This window comes from Corynebacterium sp. HMSC063A05, assembly GCF_001809695.1.
In the GTDB taxonomy this organism is placed as follows: Bacteria; Actinomycetota; Actinomycetes; order Mycobacteriales; family Mycobacteriaceae; genus Corynebacterium; species Corynebacterium amycolatum.
On record NZ_KV798491.1, the window covers coordinates 1 to 17,733 of the forward strand.

At 57.7% G+C, this 17,733-nt stretch carries 15 protein-coding genes and 2 tRNA genes; 6 read left to right on the forward strand and 11 right to left on the reverse strand.

Going from position 1 to position 17,733, the window contains the following annotated elements; all coding sequences use genetic code 11:
• Positions 1–111: 111 nt before the first annotated feature.
• The 4 genes from HMPREF2651_RS00675 to gyrA form a co-directional block, all read right to left on the reverse strand.
• Positions 112–184, reverse strand: a tRNA-Ala gene (locus HMPREF2651_RS00675).
• Positions 185–215: 31 nt separating this feature from the next.
• Positions 216–289: transfer RNA gene (locus HMPREF2651_RS00680), tRNA-Ile, on the reverse strand.
• A 203-nt stretch (positions 290–492) separates the two neighbouring features.
• The gene (locus HMPREF2651_RS00685) at positions 493–825 is read right to left on the reverse strand and encodes a DUF3566 domain-containing protein (RefSeq protein ID WP_049181937.1); all 333 of its coding nucleotides are present in this window, start codon (positions 823–825) and stop codon (positions 493–495) included.
• 4 nt (positions 826–829) lie between these two features.
• Positions 830–3,346, reverse strand: a complete 2,517-nt coding sequence (gyrA, locus tag HMPREF2651_RS00690) for a DNA gyrase subunit A (RefSeq protein ID WP_239663081.1) — start codon at positions 3,344–3,346, stop codon at positions 830–832.
• Positions 3,347–3,617: 271 nt separating this feature from the next.
• Here gyrA and HMPREF2651_RS00695 point away from each other — a divergent pair, with 271 nt between their 5' ends.
• Together HMPREF2651_RS00695 and HMPREF2651_RS00700 are read left to right on the forward strand one after the other, a co-directional pair.
• Positions 3,618–3,845, forward strand: coding sequence for a CopG family transcriptional regulator (locus HMPREF2651_RS00695; protein ID WP_038627110.1), 228 nt, complete (start codon positions 3,618–3,620; stop codon positions 3,843–3,845).
• Complete coding sequence (locus HMPREF2651_RS00700; protein WP_049181939.1) at positions 3,842–4,180, forward strand: hypothetical protein; 339 nt, start codon at positions 3,842–3,844, stop codon at positions 4,178–4,180. Before HMPREF2651_RS00695 ends, HMPREF2651_RS00700 begins: the two co-directional genes overlap by 4 nt.
• Positions 4,181–4,193: 13 nt before the next feature.
• Here the strand turns inward: HMPREF2651_RS00700 and HMPREF2651_RS00705 are convergent, their stop codons facing one another.
• The 7 genes from HMPREF2651_RS00705 to dnaA all read right to left on the reverse strand — a co-directional run bounded on the left by HMPREF2651_RS00705 (position 4,194) and on the right by dnaA (position 14,835).
• Complete coding sequence (locus HMPREF2651_RS00705; protein ID WP_049181940.1) at positions 4,194–6,146, reverse strand: alkaline phosphatase family protein; 1,953 nt, start codon at positions 6,144–6,146, stop codon at positions 4,194–4,196.
• Positions 6,147–6,193: 47 nt separating this feature from the next.
• Positions 6,194–7,102 carry an alpha/beta fold hydrolase gene (locus HMPREF2651_RS00710; RefSeq protein WP_321998256.1) on the reverse strand — a complete coding sequence of 303 codons (909 nt, stop codon included), beginning with the start codon at positions 7,100–7,102 and terminating at the stop codon, positions 6,194–6,196.
• Between the two features lie 74 nt (positions 7,103–7,176).
• Positions 7,177–9,216 (reverse strand): DNA topoisomerase (ATP-hydrolyzing) subunit B, encoded by a 2,040-nt coding sequence (gyrB, locus tag HMPREF2651_RS00715; RefSeq protein WP_049181942.1) that lies wholly within the window; start codon positions 9,214–9,216, stop codon positions 7,177–7,179.
• A 289-nt stretch (positions 9,217–9,505) separates the two neighbouring features.
• Entirely contained in the window at positions 9,506–10,168 is a 663-nt protein-coding gene (locus HMPREF2651_RS00720) for a DciA family protein (protein ID WP_038627100.1), read from the reverse strand.
• A gap of 5 nt (positions 10,169–10,173) precedes the next feature.
• Positions 10,174–11,373, reverse strand: coding sequence for a DNA replication/repair protein RecF (recF, locus tag HMPREF2651_RS00725; protein WP_049181944.1), 1,200 nt, complete (start codon positions 11,371–11,373; stop codon positions 10,174–10,176).
• Between the two features lie 9 nt (positions 11,374–11,382).
• Positions 11,383–12,573, reverse strand: coding sequence for a DNA polymerase III subunit beta (gene dnaN / locus HMPREF2651_RS00730; RefSeq protein ID WP_005511615.1), 1,191 nt, complete (start codon positions 12,571–12,573; stop codon positions 11,383–11,385).
• 513 nt (positions 12,574–13,086) lie between these two features.
• Complete coding sequence (dnaA, locus tag HMPREF2651_RS00735) at positions 13,087–14,835, reverse strand: chromosomal replication initiator protein DnaA (protein WP_038627095.1); 1,749 nt, start codon at positions 14,833–14,835, stop codon at positions 13,087–13,089.
• A 694-nt stretch (positions 14,836–15,529) separates the two neighbouring features.
• Here dnaA and rpmH point away from each other — a divergent pair.
• The 4 genes from rpmH to yidC all read left to right on the forward strand — a co-directional run bounded on the left by rpmH (position 15,530) and on the right by yidC (position 17,595).
• Entirely contained in the window at positions 15,530–15,667 is a 138-nt protein-coding gene (gene rpmH, locus HMPREF2651_RS00740; RefSeq protein WP_005511646.1) for a 50S ribosomal protein L34, read from the forward strand.
• 20 nt (positions 15,668–15,687) lie between these two features.
• Positions 15,688–16,068: a ribonuclease P protein component gene (gene rnpA / locus HMPREF2651_RS00745; RefSeq protein ID WP_038627093.1), complete on the forward strand. Its 381-nt coding sequence runs from the start codon at positions 15,688–15,690 to the stop codon at positions 16,066–16,068.
• The gene (yidD, locus tag HMPREF2651_RS10720; protein WP_080972909.1) at positions 16,028–16,360 is read left to right on the forward strand and encodes a membrane protein insertion efficiency factor YidD; all 333 of its coding nucleotides are present in this window, start codon (positions 16,028–16,030) and stop codon (positions 16,358–16,360) included. Before rnpA ends, yidD begins: the two co-directional genes overlap by 41 nt.
• A gap of 86 nt (positions 16,361–16,446) precedes the next feature.
• Positions 16,447–17,595, forward strand: coding sequence for a membrane protein insertase YidC (gene yidC / locus HMPREF2651_RS00750; protein ID WP_049181947.1), 1,149 nt, complete (start codon positions 16,447–16,449; stop codon positions 17,593–17,595).
• Positions 17,596–17,733: the final 138 nt, after the last annotated feature.

The following is a 17,733-nucleotide window of genomic DNA, read 5'->3' on the forward strand; positions in this document are numbered from 1 at the left end:
CCCGGAAAAGACACACTTTTCTTTACTTAACCCGCTACTTAACCCGAATCCGCGGCATTCCCAGAACGCAAAAAATCCCCCGGTCTTACGACCGGGGGATTTTGTTCCTTGTGGAGCTTAGGGGAATCGAACCCCTGACCTCCTGCTTGCAAAGCAGGTGCTCTACCAATTGAGCTAAAGCCCCGTACACCGAGCAATTATACCTTGTTCGGCAGTGGGCCTAGGAGGACTTGAACCTCCGACCCCTTCGTTATCAGCGAAGTGCTCTAACCGCCTGAGCTATAGGCCCCGTGGAACGAGATATAACTTAACCCGTAACCATCACACTTCACAAATCGCCTGTTCAGAGGCCTAAATATTGAGTTAAAAAGCAGTCATTAAGTAGTCATTATGGCTACTTCATAACCAGGTCACTGAAAATACCTCTCAACCAACGCGGCCCCGGAGCCACCGAACGGGGGTGACACCGGGGCCAGCGGGAGACTAGGCAGCCTAGCTGTCGTCGGCAAGCGAAATCTTGAGACCTCCGACGAGACCGCCGCACGCGTTGTAGATAACCGCGCCGAGGGCCATGAGCCCAATCGACAGCACCCACCACAGCGCTCCCACAGCGGCCGCCAGACCAAGGACGAGACCCGCGCTGATGGAATCCTCCCCGCCGACCATTTCACTGATCGGAGCGAGCAATCCCATCCCGGAGAGCAAGAGGTAGAGCAGGCCAACCGCGGCAAGCCAGACGAGGAAGCCAATAAAACCAGTGGCCGCCGTAATGCGCATGGCGGACCAGGGGCTCACCTTGTCGACTACCAAGTTAGTTTCGGCCATGCGCTTACTCCTTCTCCGCCTCCGAGTCACCGGACTCGGCAGCACCGGTGCTCTTGGTGGCGCCGGTGCGCTTCGGGACTACGTCCAGCGTTCCGGCCTCTGAGACCTTGGAAGCGGTCTCCTCGCCCTCATCCTCGACGTTGCGGTCAATAGCCAGCAGTTCCACGCCGTCAGCGAGGTTGACCAGGCGCACGCCCTTGGTGGCACGCGAGGTGGCGCGAATCTCGTTGACGTTGGTGCGGATGATATCGCCGGCGGAGGTGACAGCGAAGATTTCGTCGTCGTTGTCGACCACCAGGGCGCCCATCAACGGTCCACGCTTCGGGTCGTACTTGAGCGTCAGCACGCCCATACCACCGCGGTTCTGCGGGGTGTACTCGCTGAGCTTGGTCTTCTTGCCGAAGCCGCCAGTCGTGGCGACCAGCAGATTGTGATCTTCCTCGACCACGACCATGCTGAGCAGCTTGTCGTCGCCCTTGAAGCGCATACCCTGAACACCAGCAGTGGCGCGCCCCATCGGGCGCAGTGCGTCGTCGGAGGCAGTGAAGCGAATGGCCTGGCCGCGCTCGGAGACGAGCAGCAGGTCATCGTCCGAAGAGCACAGACGAGCACCGATGAGGGAGTCGCCTTCGCGCAGGTTGATGGCAATTAGGCCAGCGGAACGAGCGGACTCGTAGTCCTCCAGGCGAGACTTCTTGACCTTGCCCTCGCTGGTGGCCAGCACCAGGTACGGGCTGTCCTGGTAGCTCTGAATCTGCAGCACCTCGGCGATACGCTCCTCCGGCTGGAACTCCAGCAGATTGGCGACATGCTGGCCGCGGGCAGCGCGAGTGGCCTCCGGCAGTTCGTAGGCCTTGAGGCGGTAGACGCGCCCCTTGTTGGTGAAGAACAGAATCCAGTCGTGCGTGGAGCAGACGAAGAAGTGGCGGACAATGTCGTCCTGCTTCAGATCCGCGCCGCGAACGCCCTTGCCACCACGGCGCTGGGCCTTGTAGGCATCGACCTTGGTGCGCTTGGCGTAGCCCGTGGAGGTAATGGTCACAACCACGTTTTCGCGGGCGATGAGGTCCTCTTCGGTGACGTCGCCCTCGGCGGCCACGATCTGGGTACGACGGTCATCGCCGTACTTCTCCACTACCTCGGTCAGCTCTTCCTTGACAATGGCGCGCTGGCGCTCCGGGTTGGCCAGGATGTCCTTCAGGTCGGCAATCTCGAGCTCGATCTCAGCCAACTCGTCAATAATCTTCTGGCGCTCCAGGGCAGCCAGGCGACGCAGCTGCATCGCCAGGATGGCGTCAGCCTGAATCTCGTCGATGTCGAGCAGACCCATCAAGCCCGTGCGCGCGGTATCGACCGTGGCAGACCGGCGAATCAGGGCGATGACCTCGTCCAACATATCCAGGGCCTTGACCAGACCACGCAGGATATGGGCACGCTTTTCCTTCTCGTCCAGGCGGAACTGGGTCCGTCGGACAATGACCTCAATCTGGTGGGCGACGTACAGCGTCACCATCTGGTCAATACGCAGCGTGCGTGGCACACCGTCGACGATGGCGAGCATGTTCGCACCGAAGCTGGTCTGCAGCTGGGAGTGCTTGTACAGGTTGTTCAGCACCACACGCGGCACGGCGTCGCGCTTGAGCTTGACGACGATGCGCATGCCCCACTTCAGATCGGATTCGTCATCAATGGAGGCAATGCCCTGCAGACGCCCGTCCTTGACCTGATCTGCGATGTTGGCAATCATGCGGTCCGGGTTGACCTGGTACGGCAGCTCAGTGATGACAATCGACTGACGAGTGCCCTCCTGCTCAATCGAGGTCACACCGCGCATGCGGATCGAACCGCGACCGGTGGTGTAGGCCTCCTTGATGCCCTTGTCGCCGACAATCTGGGCGGCAGTTGGGAAATCCGGACCCTTGATGCGCTCCATGACCGCATCCAGCGTGGTCTTTTCATCCGCCTCCGGGTTGTCCAGGCACCAGTTAATGGCATCCGCGACCTCACGAAGGTTGTGCGGTGGGATGTTGGTAGCCATACCGACGGCAATACCGCCGGAACCGTTCATCAACAGCTGCGGGACACGCGACGGCAGAATAACCGGCTCTGTCGTACGACCATCGTAGTTCGGCTGGAAATCGACAGTGTTTTCGCGAATGTCGCGCACCATTTCCATGGCCAACGGCGTCAGACGGGCCTCGGTGTAACGCATAGCTGCGGGGCCGTCGTCACCGCGGGAGCCGAAGTTACCCTGACCGTCGACAAGCGGATAGCGCATGGACCACGGCTGCGCCATGCGCACCATGGTGTCGTAAATAGCGCTGTCACCGTGCGGGTGGTAGTTACCCATCGTGTCCGAAACCGGCTTAGCGGACTTCACATAACCGCGCTCCGGGCGGTAGCCGTTGTCGAACATGGCGTAGAGAATGCGGCGGTGCACCGGCTTGAGACCATCACGAATCTCCGGCAGCGCACGGCCCACAATCACGCTCATGGCGTAGTCGATATAGCTCGACTGCATCTCTTCATTGATGTCGATCGGGCGAACCTGGTGGCCCAATACTCCACTTCCGAAGGATGAGCCGTCGTTGTTGTTATCGTCGCTCAATGACTGCTTCCTTTACTTAAAAGAGGTTCGCATCCATTCTACAGGGCTTTAGAACCCGCTTTACGACGCCGTGCGCAACTTTTCGATACCATTGTGGTATCAAATACTTGGTTTTCAAGCCTGATAGCGGAAACAAACCAGCGCAGTTAGGAAGCGCGGCTAGGTAGCAAGGAGCAAGTGCACGATGGCGATGACCTTAAGGCTCACGAAAGAACAGGACACCGCCCTGGCGCTGCTGGCGCAAATGGAGGGCGTATCCAAACACGAGGCCGTCATTCGCGCCATTGAATCCGCCGCCGCGAGAGCCCTTCAACAAGGCCAGGCCAGGGAAATCACCGCAAGTGTGATTGATACCGACATGGCGCTGCTGCGAAAGTTGAGCTCCCCGAGCCCCCGGGGAGCAGAGGAATGAGTGCGCCCCAAGTTCAGCCTCTCAGCGAGGCCGCAATCCTGGCGGCTACCGACGAACTGGTGGCCAAAGTGCCGGAATTGGCTGACGCTACGCTTGTGCGACCATGGGCAATCAGCGCCATTGCTGCCGCCAGCTCAGGTGTCATTGCTGGTCACCGCAGCTTTCCCACGGTTTCTGCGGCTGCACAAGCGGTCGCTTACGCAACGTTTCACGTGAAACCACTGAGTTTTGGAAACACCGCGCTGGGCGCACTACTTGCGCACATACTCCTCACCACTAATGGCGAAGAAGTGTCATTCACAGAGACATGGAAACTGGTCAAAAGCGGCATTTAGCCAAAGACGCGGCCTAGTCGATTTTCCGGGTGAACGGGCTCGTCGGAATGCGATTACCGGACTCCAGTCGACCCGTGTAATACGCCGTGGCCTCACCTTCAGTCAGCTCGACCTCGTACCAGCCATCACGGACATAATCAGCCGTTCGGTCCTGCCCGCCGACGAGAACACGTCCCGACACGTGCTCCAAAGTGACCTCCGGCAACTCCTTCGCCGTCTTGCTGAACACACGCAGGAAGCGGTCCGGGCCGCACACGGTAAGTTCGCGGTCTAGAAGTCCAATTCGCAGCTCTAATGTGCCGAGCACGGTGTGGTGCTCTACCTTGTTACCACTGTAAACAGCGAAAACAGCTTCACGGGAACCGTCGTTGACCAGCACAAGGTTGCCGTCTTTAAGGTAGGCGTGAAGCCGGTACGGTGTTGGCAGCGCGGTCGCCTGCTCGGACTCCTGCACTGGATAGTCACCGGCCGGCTCCGCCTCCCAGCGCTTCACAAACTCCGGTGCTGGCCCCGGCTGCTCTGGAAGCTGCATTCCCGCCGATGCCGAGAAGTCCAGCGTGGATACCAAATCACCACAGACTCGACGACGCCAATCAGTGATGTTTCCACAGTTCACGCCAGTGACCTGCTCCAGAAAGCGAATCACCGAAGTGTGATCGAAGACCTCCGAAGAAACCAGACCACCCACCGACCATGGTGAAATGACAGTCATCGGGACGCGGAAACCGAGCCCCTTCGGCTTGCCCAGGTACCACTCCCCCGGCTCATTCTTCGGCGGCAGCGGCGGCACCACATGGTCGAAGTAACCATCAAACTCGTCAAAGTTAATCAGGAAAACTGTCTTGGCCCACACTTCCGGATTGGAGGCCAACGCATCCAACAGACGATAGGTGATATTCGCCGACTGAATTGGCGAGGACGCTCCCGGGTGCTCACTTTCCGCAGCCGAGGGCACAATCCAGGACACCTTTGGCAGCTGCCCGGATTCAACATCTCGTCGGAAAGCGTCGGCTAGCGTGCCCGGCTGGCGGCGGTGCAGCGCGCGATCATAGAGATCCCGTTCCGCGTCAGGCAGCTTCTCCACAGCGGCATTCAGGCGATCGACCATCTCCTGTTGCTCTGTAGTTGGCGGCGTGCCATCGCCCAGTTCCAGCAGTTTCTCGTGGAAACCCGTCATGTCGAGACCAGGCAGCCCGGCCTCACGGATGACCTTGCGGCCAATATTTCGAAACGCGGCGAAGAAATCCAAATTGTTGTCCGTGTAGTTATCCCACTCCTGGTAGACGCGCCACGGCACCCCTGCCTCCGTGAGCTCCTCGGCATAAGTGCGCCACTTATACCCCGGGTGCGTCGGCTCGTACGCCGCATTGCCAACCGCTCCAGTCCCCCACGGTTCCTTTCGGGTGTCACCCGAAAACAGGTAGTTGCGGTTCGGGCTTGTCGACGTAGGCATCGAGGAAAAGTAACCATCGCAGATGGTGAACGTCTCTGCGAGAGCGAATTGGAACGCAATGTCCTGGCGGTCATAGCAGGCCATCGTGCCCTTACCCTTGGCCTCGATCCAGCCGTTACAGCGGCCGCCGTTTAGTGCAACCTGCCCGTCTTCCCAACCGTGCGGCAGACTTGCGATGTACTCCACCGAGAGATCACCGCGGTTAGCGGCGTTGCGGATTAGATATGGACTGACCCCACTCTGGTTGAAGACACCCGGTAAAGCGGAGTTGTCGTTGTACCCTCGCACACCTCGGAGCGTGCCGAAGTAGTGATCAAAAGAGCGGTTTTCCTGCATCAACACGACTACGTGCTCAATTTGATCAAGAGAGCCAGCCGGTCGGGGCTGCGCGAGCGCGTGGCGCAGTGATGGTGGCAGCAGCGTGCTCGCAGCGGTGACGGCACCGACTCCTGCGGCGGTCTGCAGGAAGTGCCGACGGGAAAATTCAGATATTTTTTTAGGTGATGTTGCCATAAGTATCTACGTTAAGAAGCGCAGATTACAGGTTGGAAAATTGCGGTTTAATTTTCCTCAATGAACCGCTCGAAGCGGTCAACCACAGCCTGCGGCTCACGCGCCCATCGGTTATGTCCCAGGCGCTGCTCAATGAACTCGTACTTCGCCGAGTTCGGCAACATCCGCGCCAATGCCTGCGCCGATGCCGCCGGGCAGTCACGGTCACCGCCACAGTTCAGCAGCAGCGCCGGGGTGGTCACCTTAGGCATCTCAGCGGCATAGTCGATGTCCGCACCGCGCGGTCGCAGGAGACCCGTGCGCGAGAACCGCGCCCACTCCACCACATGATTACGAGCCTGGCGGCCATAGCCGGCCACATCAAACCTGCCCGCTGGCCAATAGCCCAGGATCTGGGACACGACCTGCATAAACGGTGCGCCGTAACGGAGTCGCTTGTACTCCTTGCCAGTAAAACACTCGTAGTGCGGAGTACCGGAACCAACCATCACAACACCGGCCACGTCCGCTTCCGGTCGGGACAGATATAGCGAGGCAATCTGACCGCCCATGGAATGACACAGTAAATAAACGGGTAGCTTCTCCCCTGTGGCCTCCCCCACCGCGAGTTGGTCAAACTCTTTACGCGCACGCGCCACGGCCAACGGGTAATCCACCGAGGCAAGATCCTGGTAGCCCCAGTTGTGGCCACGGGTGGCCACCGCAGTCTGGTTACCCTGGCCGCGCAGCTCCGAGGTCAGGACGCAAAAACCTCGGCGCTGCAACTCTTGGGCAATCGGCCGGTAATAGCGAGCCCCCATGCCAAAGCCCGGCCAAATAACGACAATGCCCCGAGGCGTACCTTCGGGAGTCCGAAGCGCCATCGGGGTCACGGAGCCATCGGGCAATGTCTCCTGCACAATACGTGGCTCGACTGGCGGTTCCCCGTTGACCATGCTTCCTCGAGTATCTTCCATTTCATAAACATTAATGGCTGAACTGAGGTTTTGTCAGGGGAACCGACAAGCCGATAACCAGACTAGGTATCGGCTTAGACGTCGAGGAAGCGAACGTCCTTCGCATTACGGGTAATAAACGAACGTCGTGAAGCAACGTCATCGCCCATCAGAATGGTGAACAGTTCATCGGCCTTCTGTGCGTCCTCGAGGGCGACCTTACGCAGCACGCGGTGATCCGGATCCATGGTGGTATCCCACAGCTCGGCGGCGTTCATCTCACCGAGACCCTTGTAGCGCTGGACACCATCGTCCTTGTTGATCTTGCGGTTGGCGGCCAGCCCCTCTTCCAGCAGCTGATCGCGCTCAGCATCTGAGTAGGCGTAGCCCGGCTCGCCCTTGGCCCACTTGAGCTTGTACAGCGGTGGCTGAGCGAGGTAGACGTGCCCTTCATCAATCAGCGGACGCATCAGGCGGAACAGCAGCGTCAGTAGCAGCGTGGCAATGTGCTGACCATCGACGTCGGCATCGGCCATCAGCACAATCTTGTGGTAGCGCAGCTTTTCGATATCGAACTCGTCGTGAATACCGGTGCCCAGCGCCGTAATAATGGCCTGGACCTCGTTGTTCTTCAGCGTCTTATCCAGGCGCGCCTTCTCGACGTTCAAAATCTTACCGCGCAGCGGCAAAATGGCCTGGAACAGCGAGTTTCGGCCTGCCTTTGCAGAACCACCTGCGGAGTCACCCTCCACGATGAACAGCTCGGACTGCTTCGGGTCCTTCGAACGGCAGTCCGCCAACTTACCCGGAAGACCGCCAAGATCGGTCGCGGACTTACGACGCACCAGGTCGCGGGCCTTACGAGCCGCCTGACGGGCATGCGCCGAAGCAATGGCCTTGTTAACAATGGCCTTAGCCTCAGCCGGATTGGCCTCCAGCCAGTGACCGATGTGCTCATTGGTCATGCGCTGGACGAAAGAACGCACCTCGGTATTACCCAGCTTCGTCTTTGTCTGGCCCTCGAACTGTGGATCGGCGACCTTCACCGAAATCACGGCAGCGAGACCTTCACGGCAGTCCTCGCCGGAGAGGTTGTTTTCCTTCTCCTTCAACAGTCGGTGCTCACGCGCATATCGGTTCATCAGCGATGTCAACGCAGAACGGAAGCCCTCTTCGTGGGTGCCACCCTCAATGGTGTTAATGGTGTTGGCGAAGGTGTGCACCGACTCGGAGTAGCCCGAGTTCCACTGCATGGCAATCTCGACCTCGTGGCCATCACCTGCAGCATCGAAGGAAATGATGGTCGGGTGGATGATGTTCTTCGACTTGTTCAAAGTCTCGACATAATCCCGCAGACCATTCGGGTAGTGGAAGACCTTGCGGCGCTCCTTCGGCTTGATGGTCTTCTCTGCCTGCTCCTTCTGCTCTTCAGCCGCATCCTTGGCGATCTCAGCGGATTCGGTCTCCGCCTGCTCCGCCAGAGCCTCAGCCTCGAGCTCCTCCTCGGAGACACGCTTGTCCACCAACGTGATGGTCAGACCCTTGTTCAAAAACGCCATCTCGCGCAGGCGGCGAGAAATGGTGTCGAACTTGAAATCGGTGGTCTCAAAAATCTCCGGGTCCGGCCAGAAACGCTGCGTGGTACCCGAACCACGAGTCTTTTTACCGCGGACAATTTCTTCCGGAACTGCCTGGTCGAAGTTCTGGTACCAGGTGTAGCCATCGCGGATGACCTCGGTTTCCATACGCGTCGACAGCGCGTTAACCACCGAAATACCCACACCGTGCAGACCACCGGAAACAGCGTAGGACTCGGAGTCAAACTTGCCGCCGGCGTGCAGCTGAGTCATAACCACCTGCACCGTCGGCATGCCCGACGGGTGCATTTCGACAGGAATACCACGGCCGTTATCGCGGACCTGAACGCCGCCGTCTTCCAGCAGAGTGACCTCAACATCGGTGGCATAACCCGCCATCGCCTCGTCGACGGAGTTGTCTACAACCTCCCACACCAGGTGGTGCAAGCCACGCTCACCAGTCGAGCCAATGTACATACCCGGCCGCTTACGCACGGCCTCGAGGCCCTCGAGGATGGTAATCGATGAGGCGTCATATTGATGTTCGGTAGCAGCCACGATTCGGCGCGTCTCCTATTCTTGGTTCTCTCCCCGCGCAACATTCGTCAGCGCGCGAAAAATAGGCCGGCGGTCAAGCGCTATCGGCGCCAGCCAGAACTACATAGGACTACTAGATAGGTCTGGCTAGTTTGGATGCCGATAACGTCTCAAGAACCGCCTGCCGGTATTCTCCTGCCCATCTTACCCCAACGTAGTCCCCTACTGTGGATATAGCCGATGCGCTCAAAGGACCAAATTTCGCAGTTTTACGCATACCGATGCCTATTCGTAGACCGTTTACCGACCTTTACCCGTAAGTATCACGCGGTCCTCGGCCCTCGATGTGCAATTTGCCCTTGCGCCAATTCGGCGCTTTCGGCCCCAGCACCTTAATTTCTTCAACCACCCCATCCCCGACGCGTTCCGCGATGGACTTCAAAACCTGTCGCTGTGCTAGCCGCAGCTGTGTTGCCCATGCTGTCGATTGGCACTCGACCACCAAAGTGCCGTCCTTGAACTCCTTGACCTCGGAGTGTTCCGCGACAACTTTGCCGACCATCGAATCCCACTCCGTCATGATCACACCGTGGGCAATATGGATCTGCCAACCGCGATCAACTACTGCCTTATTCAGCACCGCACCAATCGGCGCAGGTCGACGGTCATATTTCCGGTACAGCCGAATCCCCGCCTCCTTCAACAGGCTCGGCGAAATTACCGTACCGGCACGATCTCGCACCACTGCTTGCGCTGCCCGCTGCTTATCGACGTCCGCAACAATCCCCTTCGCGGCCTTCACAGGCACACGGCTATCGAGGCCAGACCACGAGCCCTTCTTCTTCGGTGGCCGCTGGAGATTCGGTAACTTGTGACCGCCCTCTTTAGCGGCATCGCGCATGCGGAAGAAAGCGTCGCTGATCAGGTCGTTTTCCTCTTCCGGTGAGTTATCCGACTCCATGTTCTCGACCATACCCGTCACTCTTCCGCGACTGGTTTTTCATCCAGAAGCGAGATTCGCCCCTGCTCAGTCTGTGCCACCGTCACCGTGTGATGAGTCACCGAAGAATCCTCGACCAATGCCTGAGGTAACTCCTCTCCCACCGCCGAGGTGATTAACACCTGCTCAGCCTGCTGCGCGATTTCCATGAGAGCTTCCCGACGATGCCGGTCAAGCTCCGCAAACACGTCGTCAAGCACCAAAACCGGGTCGGGACCATCGGCACGGAGCAAAAAGTACGCGCCGAGACGTAGCGCGAGTGCAAAAGACCAGGTCTCGCCGTGGCTAGCAAAGCCCTTGGCGGGGTCATTGCCGAGAATGAGGTCGAGATCATCGCGATGCGGACCAACGAGACAGGAACCGCGCTCAATCTCCGCGGTGCGGCGCTCCGCCATCTTCGTCAGCAGCAATGCCTCCAGCAGCTCCGGTTCGCTGGACAATGGCCCGCCATCCAGGCTGTCGACCTTCGGCGCATAGGCAATCGTGGCTGGGCGCGAGTGCGGGGCAAGCGTGGCATAGGCCTCGCTGACATGTTCGGAAAGCTCGGCAATCAAATCCATGCGCGCAGCCATTAACGCCGCTCCCACCTGCGCCAATTGCGCATCCCAGGTATCCAGCGTGCTCAGTGCGGCCTGCCCCTCCGAAGAAGAATAGCCACGGCGCAGCGTCGAGCCCGCCGACTTCAGCAGCGCATTCTTCTGACGCAAAATCTTGTCATATTGAATGCGGATACCGGCGGACAGTGGCCGTCGTAAAGCGAGCAAATCGTCGATGTAGCGGCGGCGGGAAGCGGGCTCGCCCTTAACCAGCGTGAGATCCTCGGGCGAGAAAAAGACCGACTTGACGATCCCCAGCAGCTCCCGCGGGGACTTCAGCCTCGTGCGATTAATCTGCGCCTGATTCGCGCGATGCGGATTAATGAGCAGATGCGCAGTCAGCTCGCGGCCATCATTGACCGCCGTCGCCGAAATGCGTGCCGACGGGGTCCCCGAACGAACCAGCGGAGCATCCATAGAAACTCGATGCGAACCGAGCGTGGAGAGATACCCAACGGCCTCGACGATATTGGTCTTGCCGTAGCCATTTTGACCGGTAAATACGGTAATTCCAGGCGTGAACTCGACTTCCAACCCCGGCCAGGAGCGGAAGTCCCGCAAGGACAAATACCGAATGTGCATAGCCGCAGACTAGCCCGGCAGGCGCACAGGCATCAGCAGGTAAGTGAAGTCGGTCTCCGGCGTTGGGTAGAAGCCGTCCTCACCGAGCTCCGGAATGGCTTCCGGCTCCGGAATGAGAATCGCAGGACGCGACGGCTGCGTAAAGCCCAGCAAAACACGATGGGAGCGAACAGCGCTGAGCCCCTCGAGCAGGTACTGCGGGTTGAAGGCAATCAGAAGTGGTTCACCATAGAAGTTGCAGGCCACAGTCTCTTCTGCGTGACCAACCTCGTCTCCATGAGCGGAAAGGACAACCTGACCGTCGGAGAAGTCCATGCGAATCTGCGCACCGTGATCCGCCATCAGAGACACACGACGGATAGCATCCTGCAGCTGGTCAACACGGGCAACAGCCATGGAGGAATGCTGCTTCGGCAGTAGCGGGCGGAACTTCGGGAACTCGGCGTCCAGCAGTCGCGTGGTAGTGCGACGAGGATCGGCGAGGATAGCCAGCAGGCCTTCGGAGCCGACCTCACGATCATCGGATCCGTCGCCGAATGCCAAGGTCACTGGCTCGCTAGAAGTGGTATCGAGAGTGCGGGCGGTCTCCGCGAAGGTCTTGGCCGGGATGAGCAGCTTGGTCTCACCCTCCGGAACCTGCTCCCACTCGAAACTGCGAACCGCCAGGCGGAAACGGTCGGTGGCAGCGAGAGTGACCTCGTTACCTTCGGTTTCCATCCGGATGCCGGTCAGCATCGGCAGCGACTCATCCTTGCCGGCAGCGACAGCGACCTGACCAATAGCCTCGGCCAGCAGAGCGGCATCGACAGTGCCGGTAGCAGCCGGAGCTTCCGGTAGCTGCGGGTAATCCTCCAAGGTCAGACTTGGCAGCTCGAAGCGGGAAGAACCACAGCGAACGATGACCTTCGTGCCATCAAAGTGCATCTCTACCTGCTTATTCGGCAGCTTAGAAACAATGTCAGAAACCAACTTGCCATTGACGGCGAAGCGACCGGGCTCATCGACCTCTGCGCTAATACGAATCTGAGTGGAGACCTCGTAGTCATAGCCAGCGAGCTGCAGACCATTGTCATCCGCGAGAAAAATCATGCCACGCAGAATCGGCTGAGTCGGGCGTGCAGGCAGGTTACGAGCAACCCAGCTCACCGCACCCGCGAGATCGTCCTTAGCCGCGCGAATACGGACTTCGGTCTGCTCCATCGTTCCTCCACCGGTATTGGATGTCTGTTTTTAGCCGTTTATTAGCCGTCTTTTGTGTTGTCAGCGTGCTATGTCAGCACACATGACTGGAGTTACAAAGATTCCATCGTACAACTCTACTGCAGACTGCCAAAGACCTCACTGGGATTCTTGTAGTCCGTCTAGTGCTTAATCGTAGTTCTTACTCGTTCTTGGCATTTTTAAAGTTGTGCGCCAGAAGTTGCTTGCCCGGGGTTGTGCGCAGGCCCCCTTTTATCTAGAAGTTTCTAGAGATTTTTAAAGTCGGGAGTAGTAATAGGGGGTGTGCACATTGTGAAATTACATGATTCCCGCTGGTCTTCACTGGTTTCGCGCTGTGGATAACCAGTGCGCCTAACTGTGGATAACTTGGGGTGTCTGTGGATAGTGTTCGGGCTTCATCTTTCATCCACAAAATTTACGAGTTGTCCACAGCTCTGTGCACGGAAAAACCGCAGTTAATAACAAGAATTCCGCACGCCGAACCCAAGGTTTTTAAGCCGTTCCACGAGCTCGATCTCGAATGCGTGTGGTCAGGTCGTTGACCTGGTCCTTTGAGGGCTTCTTCTCCTGAATTTCCTTAACAATCTTGCGTTCAGCGTGCAAAACCGTCGAATGGTCACGATTTCCGAACTCCCGGCCAATCGACGGCAACGAAAGCTCGGTGAAGGACCTCGTCAGGTACATCGCAATCTGGCGTGCATGAGCGACCGGGCGAGTCTTACCCGGGCCCACTAAATCTGCAACCGTTAGGTCGAAGTACTCAGCCGTGGTGGAGATGATGATCTCCGGAGTAATCTGCACCTCGATTTCGTCGGCACCGAGGATCTCCTGTGCAAACTTCAAGGTCACAGGCTCATGAATCATGGATGCATGAGCGCTAATCTGCAGTAGACGCCCCTCGAGCTCACGAATAGAAGACGAGGTGTTCTCCGCGATGTACTGGAGTACATCATGCGGAACGACCAGATCAGATAGCTGTGCCTTCTTCGACAGAATTGCGATTCGCGTCTCCAAGTCCGGGTATTGCAGATCCGGATTGAGCCCCCACTGGAAGCGGGTACGAAGGCGATCCTCCAGAGTCTTAAGCTCCCGCGGTGGGCGGTCCGACGACAGCACAATCTGGTGATTGGACTGGTGCAGGGCATTAAACGTATGGAAGAACTCTTCCTGTGTACCTTCCTTGCCCTCCAAGAATTGGATGTCATCGATGATGAGCATGTCCAAATCGCGGTAGCGACGCTTGAAGGATTCTTGGGCGTCGTCACGCACGGAATTAATGAAGTCGTTGGTGAACTCTTCCGAGGAAACGTAACGAACCCGCAGGTTAGGGTACAAATGCTTGGCGTAGTGACCAATGCCGTGGAGCAGGTGCGTCTTGCCAAGACCCGAACCGCCGGAGATAAACAGCGGGTTGTAGGTGCGCCCCGGAGACTCCGCAACAGCGACGGCGGCTGCAGCGGCGAACTTATTCTGCGGACCAATAACGAAGGTCTCGAAGGTGTAGTTCGGGTTGAGGGTTGGCTCCTCGAAAGGCATGCTCATCTCGGTTGGAGTGCCGTGGCTCTCGGAGCGGAAAGGACTTGTGACCTGGCGCTGATCAGCAATAGTCATCGGATTCTCAGCAGATGAGTGCGAAAGCCCCTGCGCCATTGAATCCACGGCGTCCATCGATCGGTGCTGTGACTGGGCACTTTGCTGATTATGGACATTTGGCTGATGCGTCTGCGGCACTTGTGGCATCTGTGTCGATCCCTGGTGCTGCTCGTGGAGATTGAAGTCGTTCGTATCTGCACTGGGGAACGGGTAGTTACGGCCAGACTGCTGCTGGTGTTGCTGGTTTGGCTGTTGACGCTGAGCCTGCTGCGGACGCGAAGCTGCAGATGGGGTCTGTCTCGAGTGCTGTGCAGATGGTTGAGTGGCCTCTGCTGCCTGGCTATCTTCAGCGTCGTCAGCAGGATCAGCAACGGTGATGACCGTTTCCAACTCCTCGCCGGTCAGCGAAGCTAAGACGGCCTCGATAATGCCCTTGAGCTCTTCTTTTACCAGCGCCTGCACCACTGGCGATTGAGTGCTGAGCAGGAAAAAACCTGGAAAGTCACCAGTGTGCGTCACTGACCGCAGCAGTGCCTTGTGTGGCGAGCGTAGTGGTGCAATACCCAACTCCGGCGCACCTTCTGGTGAAGTCAGGATAGAAACGACCTGCTCCCAGAGTCCACCTGGCAATTCTGGTTGTTCGCTCACTGTGTGAATGTCCTTTTACATGTTTACGTTCATCAAATTTATCGAGGCGACCTGTTTTTGTGGAGTGTTTTCGGCATGGCGAGAGTGCCATATCTGCCCATTTGGGGGCTATTTCTTGTAATTCGCCCTGTGGGGTGTTTCTACACAAGGTGCTATACGCCCCGAGCAGGACTTCCACATGTTTGTCCACACCTGTGGATAAACATCGTCGCTAATTGACTAACAGTTTATCCACAGTTTGCCCACAATGAAAAATAGCCCCCTAGTCTGCGTTTACCTAGGTAAACACGTTATTTTCCCTGCTCGCTGTGATTCATGGTGTGGAAGTTATCCACAGCTGATTGGATAAACACCCTGTGGATTGCGGTGCATAGGTCAGTATTTCCACAGGTCAACATCGGTACCGTTGGAAAACTTGGAAAATGATTCTCCAGGTAAATCCGGCGTGTTGATTTGAATTTCTCGCTCGATTCGACGTAACCTATCTGGGTGTTTCATATCCATTGAGATATGAGTCCGAGCTCGTGCTTGGACCCGACAGAACGCTTGTAGCTTTCATTCTGTCGGTAAGTAATTTTTCCGTGCATCACGGGAATGCGTCAGACGCATCGCTGCCTCGCACTCAAAGCGAGAGGTTTACTGCGGTGTGTTCAGCGTGGACTCGTGGTCGTTTGAGTTTCAAGGAGTGTCAACCGTGTCGAAGCGGACGTTCCAGCCGAATAACCGCCGTCGTGCACGCGTGCACGGCTTCCGTACCCGTATGCGTACCCGTTCCGGTCGCGCTGTTGTGGCAGCACGCCGCAGCAAGGGCCGTGCCCGCCTGTCCGCTTAAGTAAGAGGACGCCGATTTCGGTGCTCCCTCAGAGCAATAAGCTGCGTTCTTCGCGTGACTTCACGGTCACCGTACGACGTGGACGCCGAATCGGACGCAAGACGTTGGTCTTGCATATTCGTGACACCGCCGCTTCTGGCGGTGGAGATAAGACCGATACGCAGATTGCCAGGTTTGGTGGTCCACGTGTCGGTCTTGTCGTATCTAAAGCTGTGGGCAACGCCGTGACTCGTCACGCTGTATCCCGCAAGCTCCGCCATGTTATGGCCGCGGCCGCGCAGGATCTCCCGTCCACTATGGACATTGTCGTTCGCGCGCTGCCCGCTTCTGCCACAGCCACCAGCCAGGAGCTGTCCCACGATGTGCAATCGGCACTCGCTACATACGAACGTCGGCGCTAATTCGCTTGACGACGGCCCCCTCGCCCAGGCCCCCGGTGCACGTGTGGCTGAGAGGGCGATTCTCTTCTACCGCCGTCGTATCTCTAATCTGAAGCCAACGAGCACATGTCGTTTTGAACCGACGTGCTCCGCATATGGTCTTGAGGCCGTGCGCCGCTTCGGAGCGATTCGTGGCCTGTGGCTGACTCTCCTGCGTATCTTCCGTTGCGCACCCTGGCATCCGGGCGGCTGGGATCCAGTTCCAGCTACATTCCCCGGCCTGGGTTCGTGGTTAAAGCGAATGCACAGGTAACCTCTAGTAATGCTTAGCCTTTGACCGGGCTTTGTAGACGAAGGCGCGAGTGCGCTGCCCCCTAAAGAACGGAGTGATCTTAGACCGTGCTCAATTTCGTGTATTGGCCGATTTCGGCCATCCTGTGGTTCTGGCATAAGGCCTCAGGTTTCCTATTCGATCCCTCCTCGGGTATCTCGTGGGTGCTGGCCATTATTTTGCTTGTGGTCACCATCCGTATCCTCCTGTTTAAGCCGATGCTGAACCAGCAGCGTTCTGCCATCAAGATGCAGCAGCTCGCTCCTGAGATGCAGGCGATCAAGGAGAAGTACAAGAATGATCAGCAGGCTCAGGCTCTTGCTATGCGCCAGCTACAGAAGGAAATGGGTGTCAACCCGCTCGGCGGCTGTCTGCCGATTCTGGTTCAGATGCCTGTGTTCATCGGTCTTTTCCACGTGCTGCGTTCGTTTAACCGAACAGGTACGTCGGGCAATGCGCTCGGCATGTCGGTGGAGCAGAACTGGAATACGCCTAACTACATCTTCGGTGTAGATGAGGTGCGGTCCTTCCTGCTGGCTCGTGTGCTCAATGCTCCACTGTCCAGTTCGGTTGGAATGGGTGAGGATCAATACGCAGCCTTTACCGTGCCTGGTACGCCTGCAGACTTCACCCGCATGGACATCATGATCGTTGCTATCCCGCTGATTGTTGTCGCGGCACTGGCAACGCACTTCAACGCTCGCATGTCTGTTGAGCGCACCCGTGCCCGCCAGGAAGCCGGCTTGGTGAAGCGCCAGGAAGGCCCTATGGGTCAGCAGATGGACATGATGAACAAGATGATGCTTTGGTTCTTCCCAATCATGATTCTTGTTACCGGTGCTTTCTGGCACATCGGTCTTCTTGTCTACATGGTGACTAACAACGTGTGGACCTACTTCCAGCAGCGCTACATCTTTGGCAAGCTGGATGAGGAAGAGAAGGAAGCTGTCGCAGCCAAGAAGGCTGCTAAGCGCGAGGCACAGGAGAAGCTCGCTCCGAAGGTTGGCCAGAAGCCAATCAACCCCAAGAAGGGTGGCAAGCGCCAGGCAGCGCAGAATGCGCAGCAGTCGCAGTCTGGTGAGGCTTCTACTGCGAACAAGGCTTCTAGCCACCTTCCAGATGGTAATTCGGCGAAGGGACAGCAGGGTCCGGCTTCCAAGCCGGCGCCGGGACAGAAGCCCGCGAATCGGAAGAAACGGAAGCGCAAAAAGAAATAGCTGAAGTAGCACCACGCTTCGTCTACATAAGTTAATTACTCAGAACGCCCCGCATCAAATGCGGGGCGTTTTTGTTTGCCTTAGTCCCCTCCCACGCAAACAACGTCGCTGTTATTACAGATCTGTAATTTTCTCTGG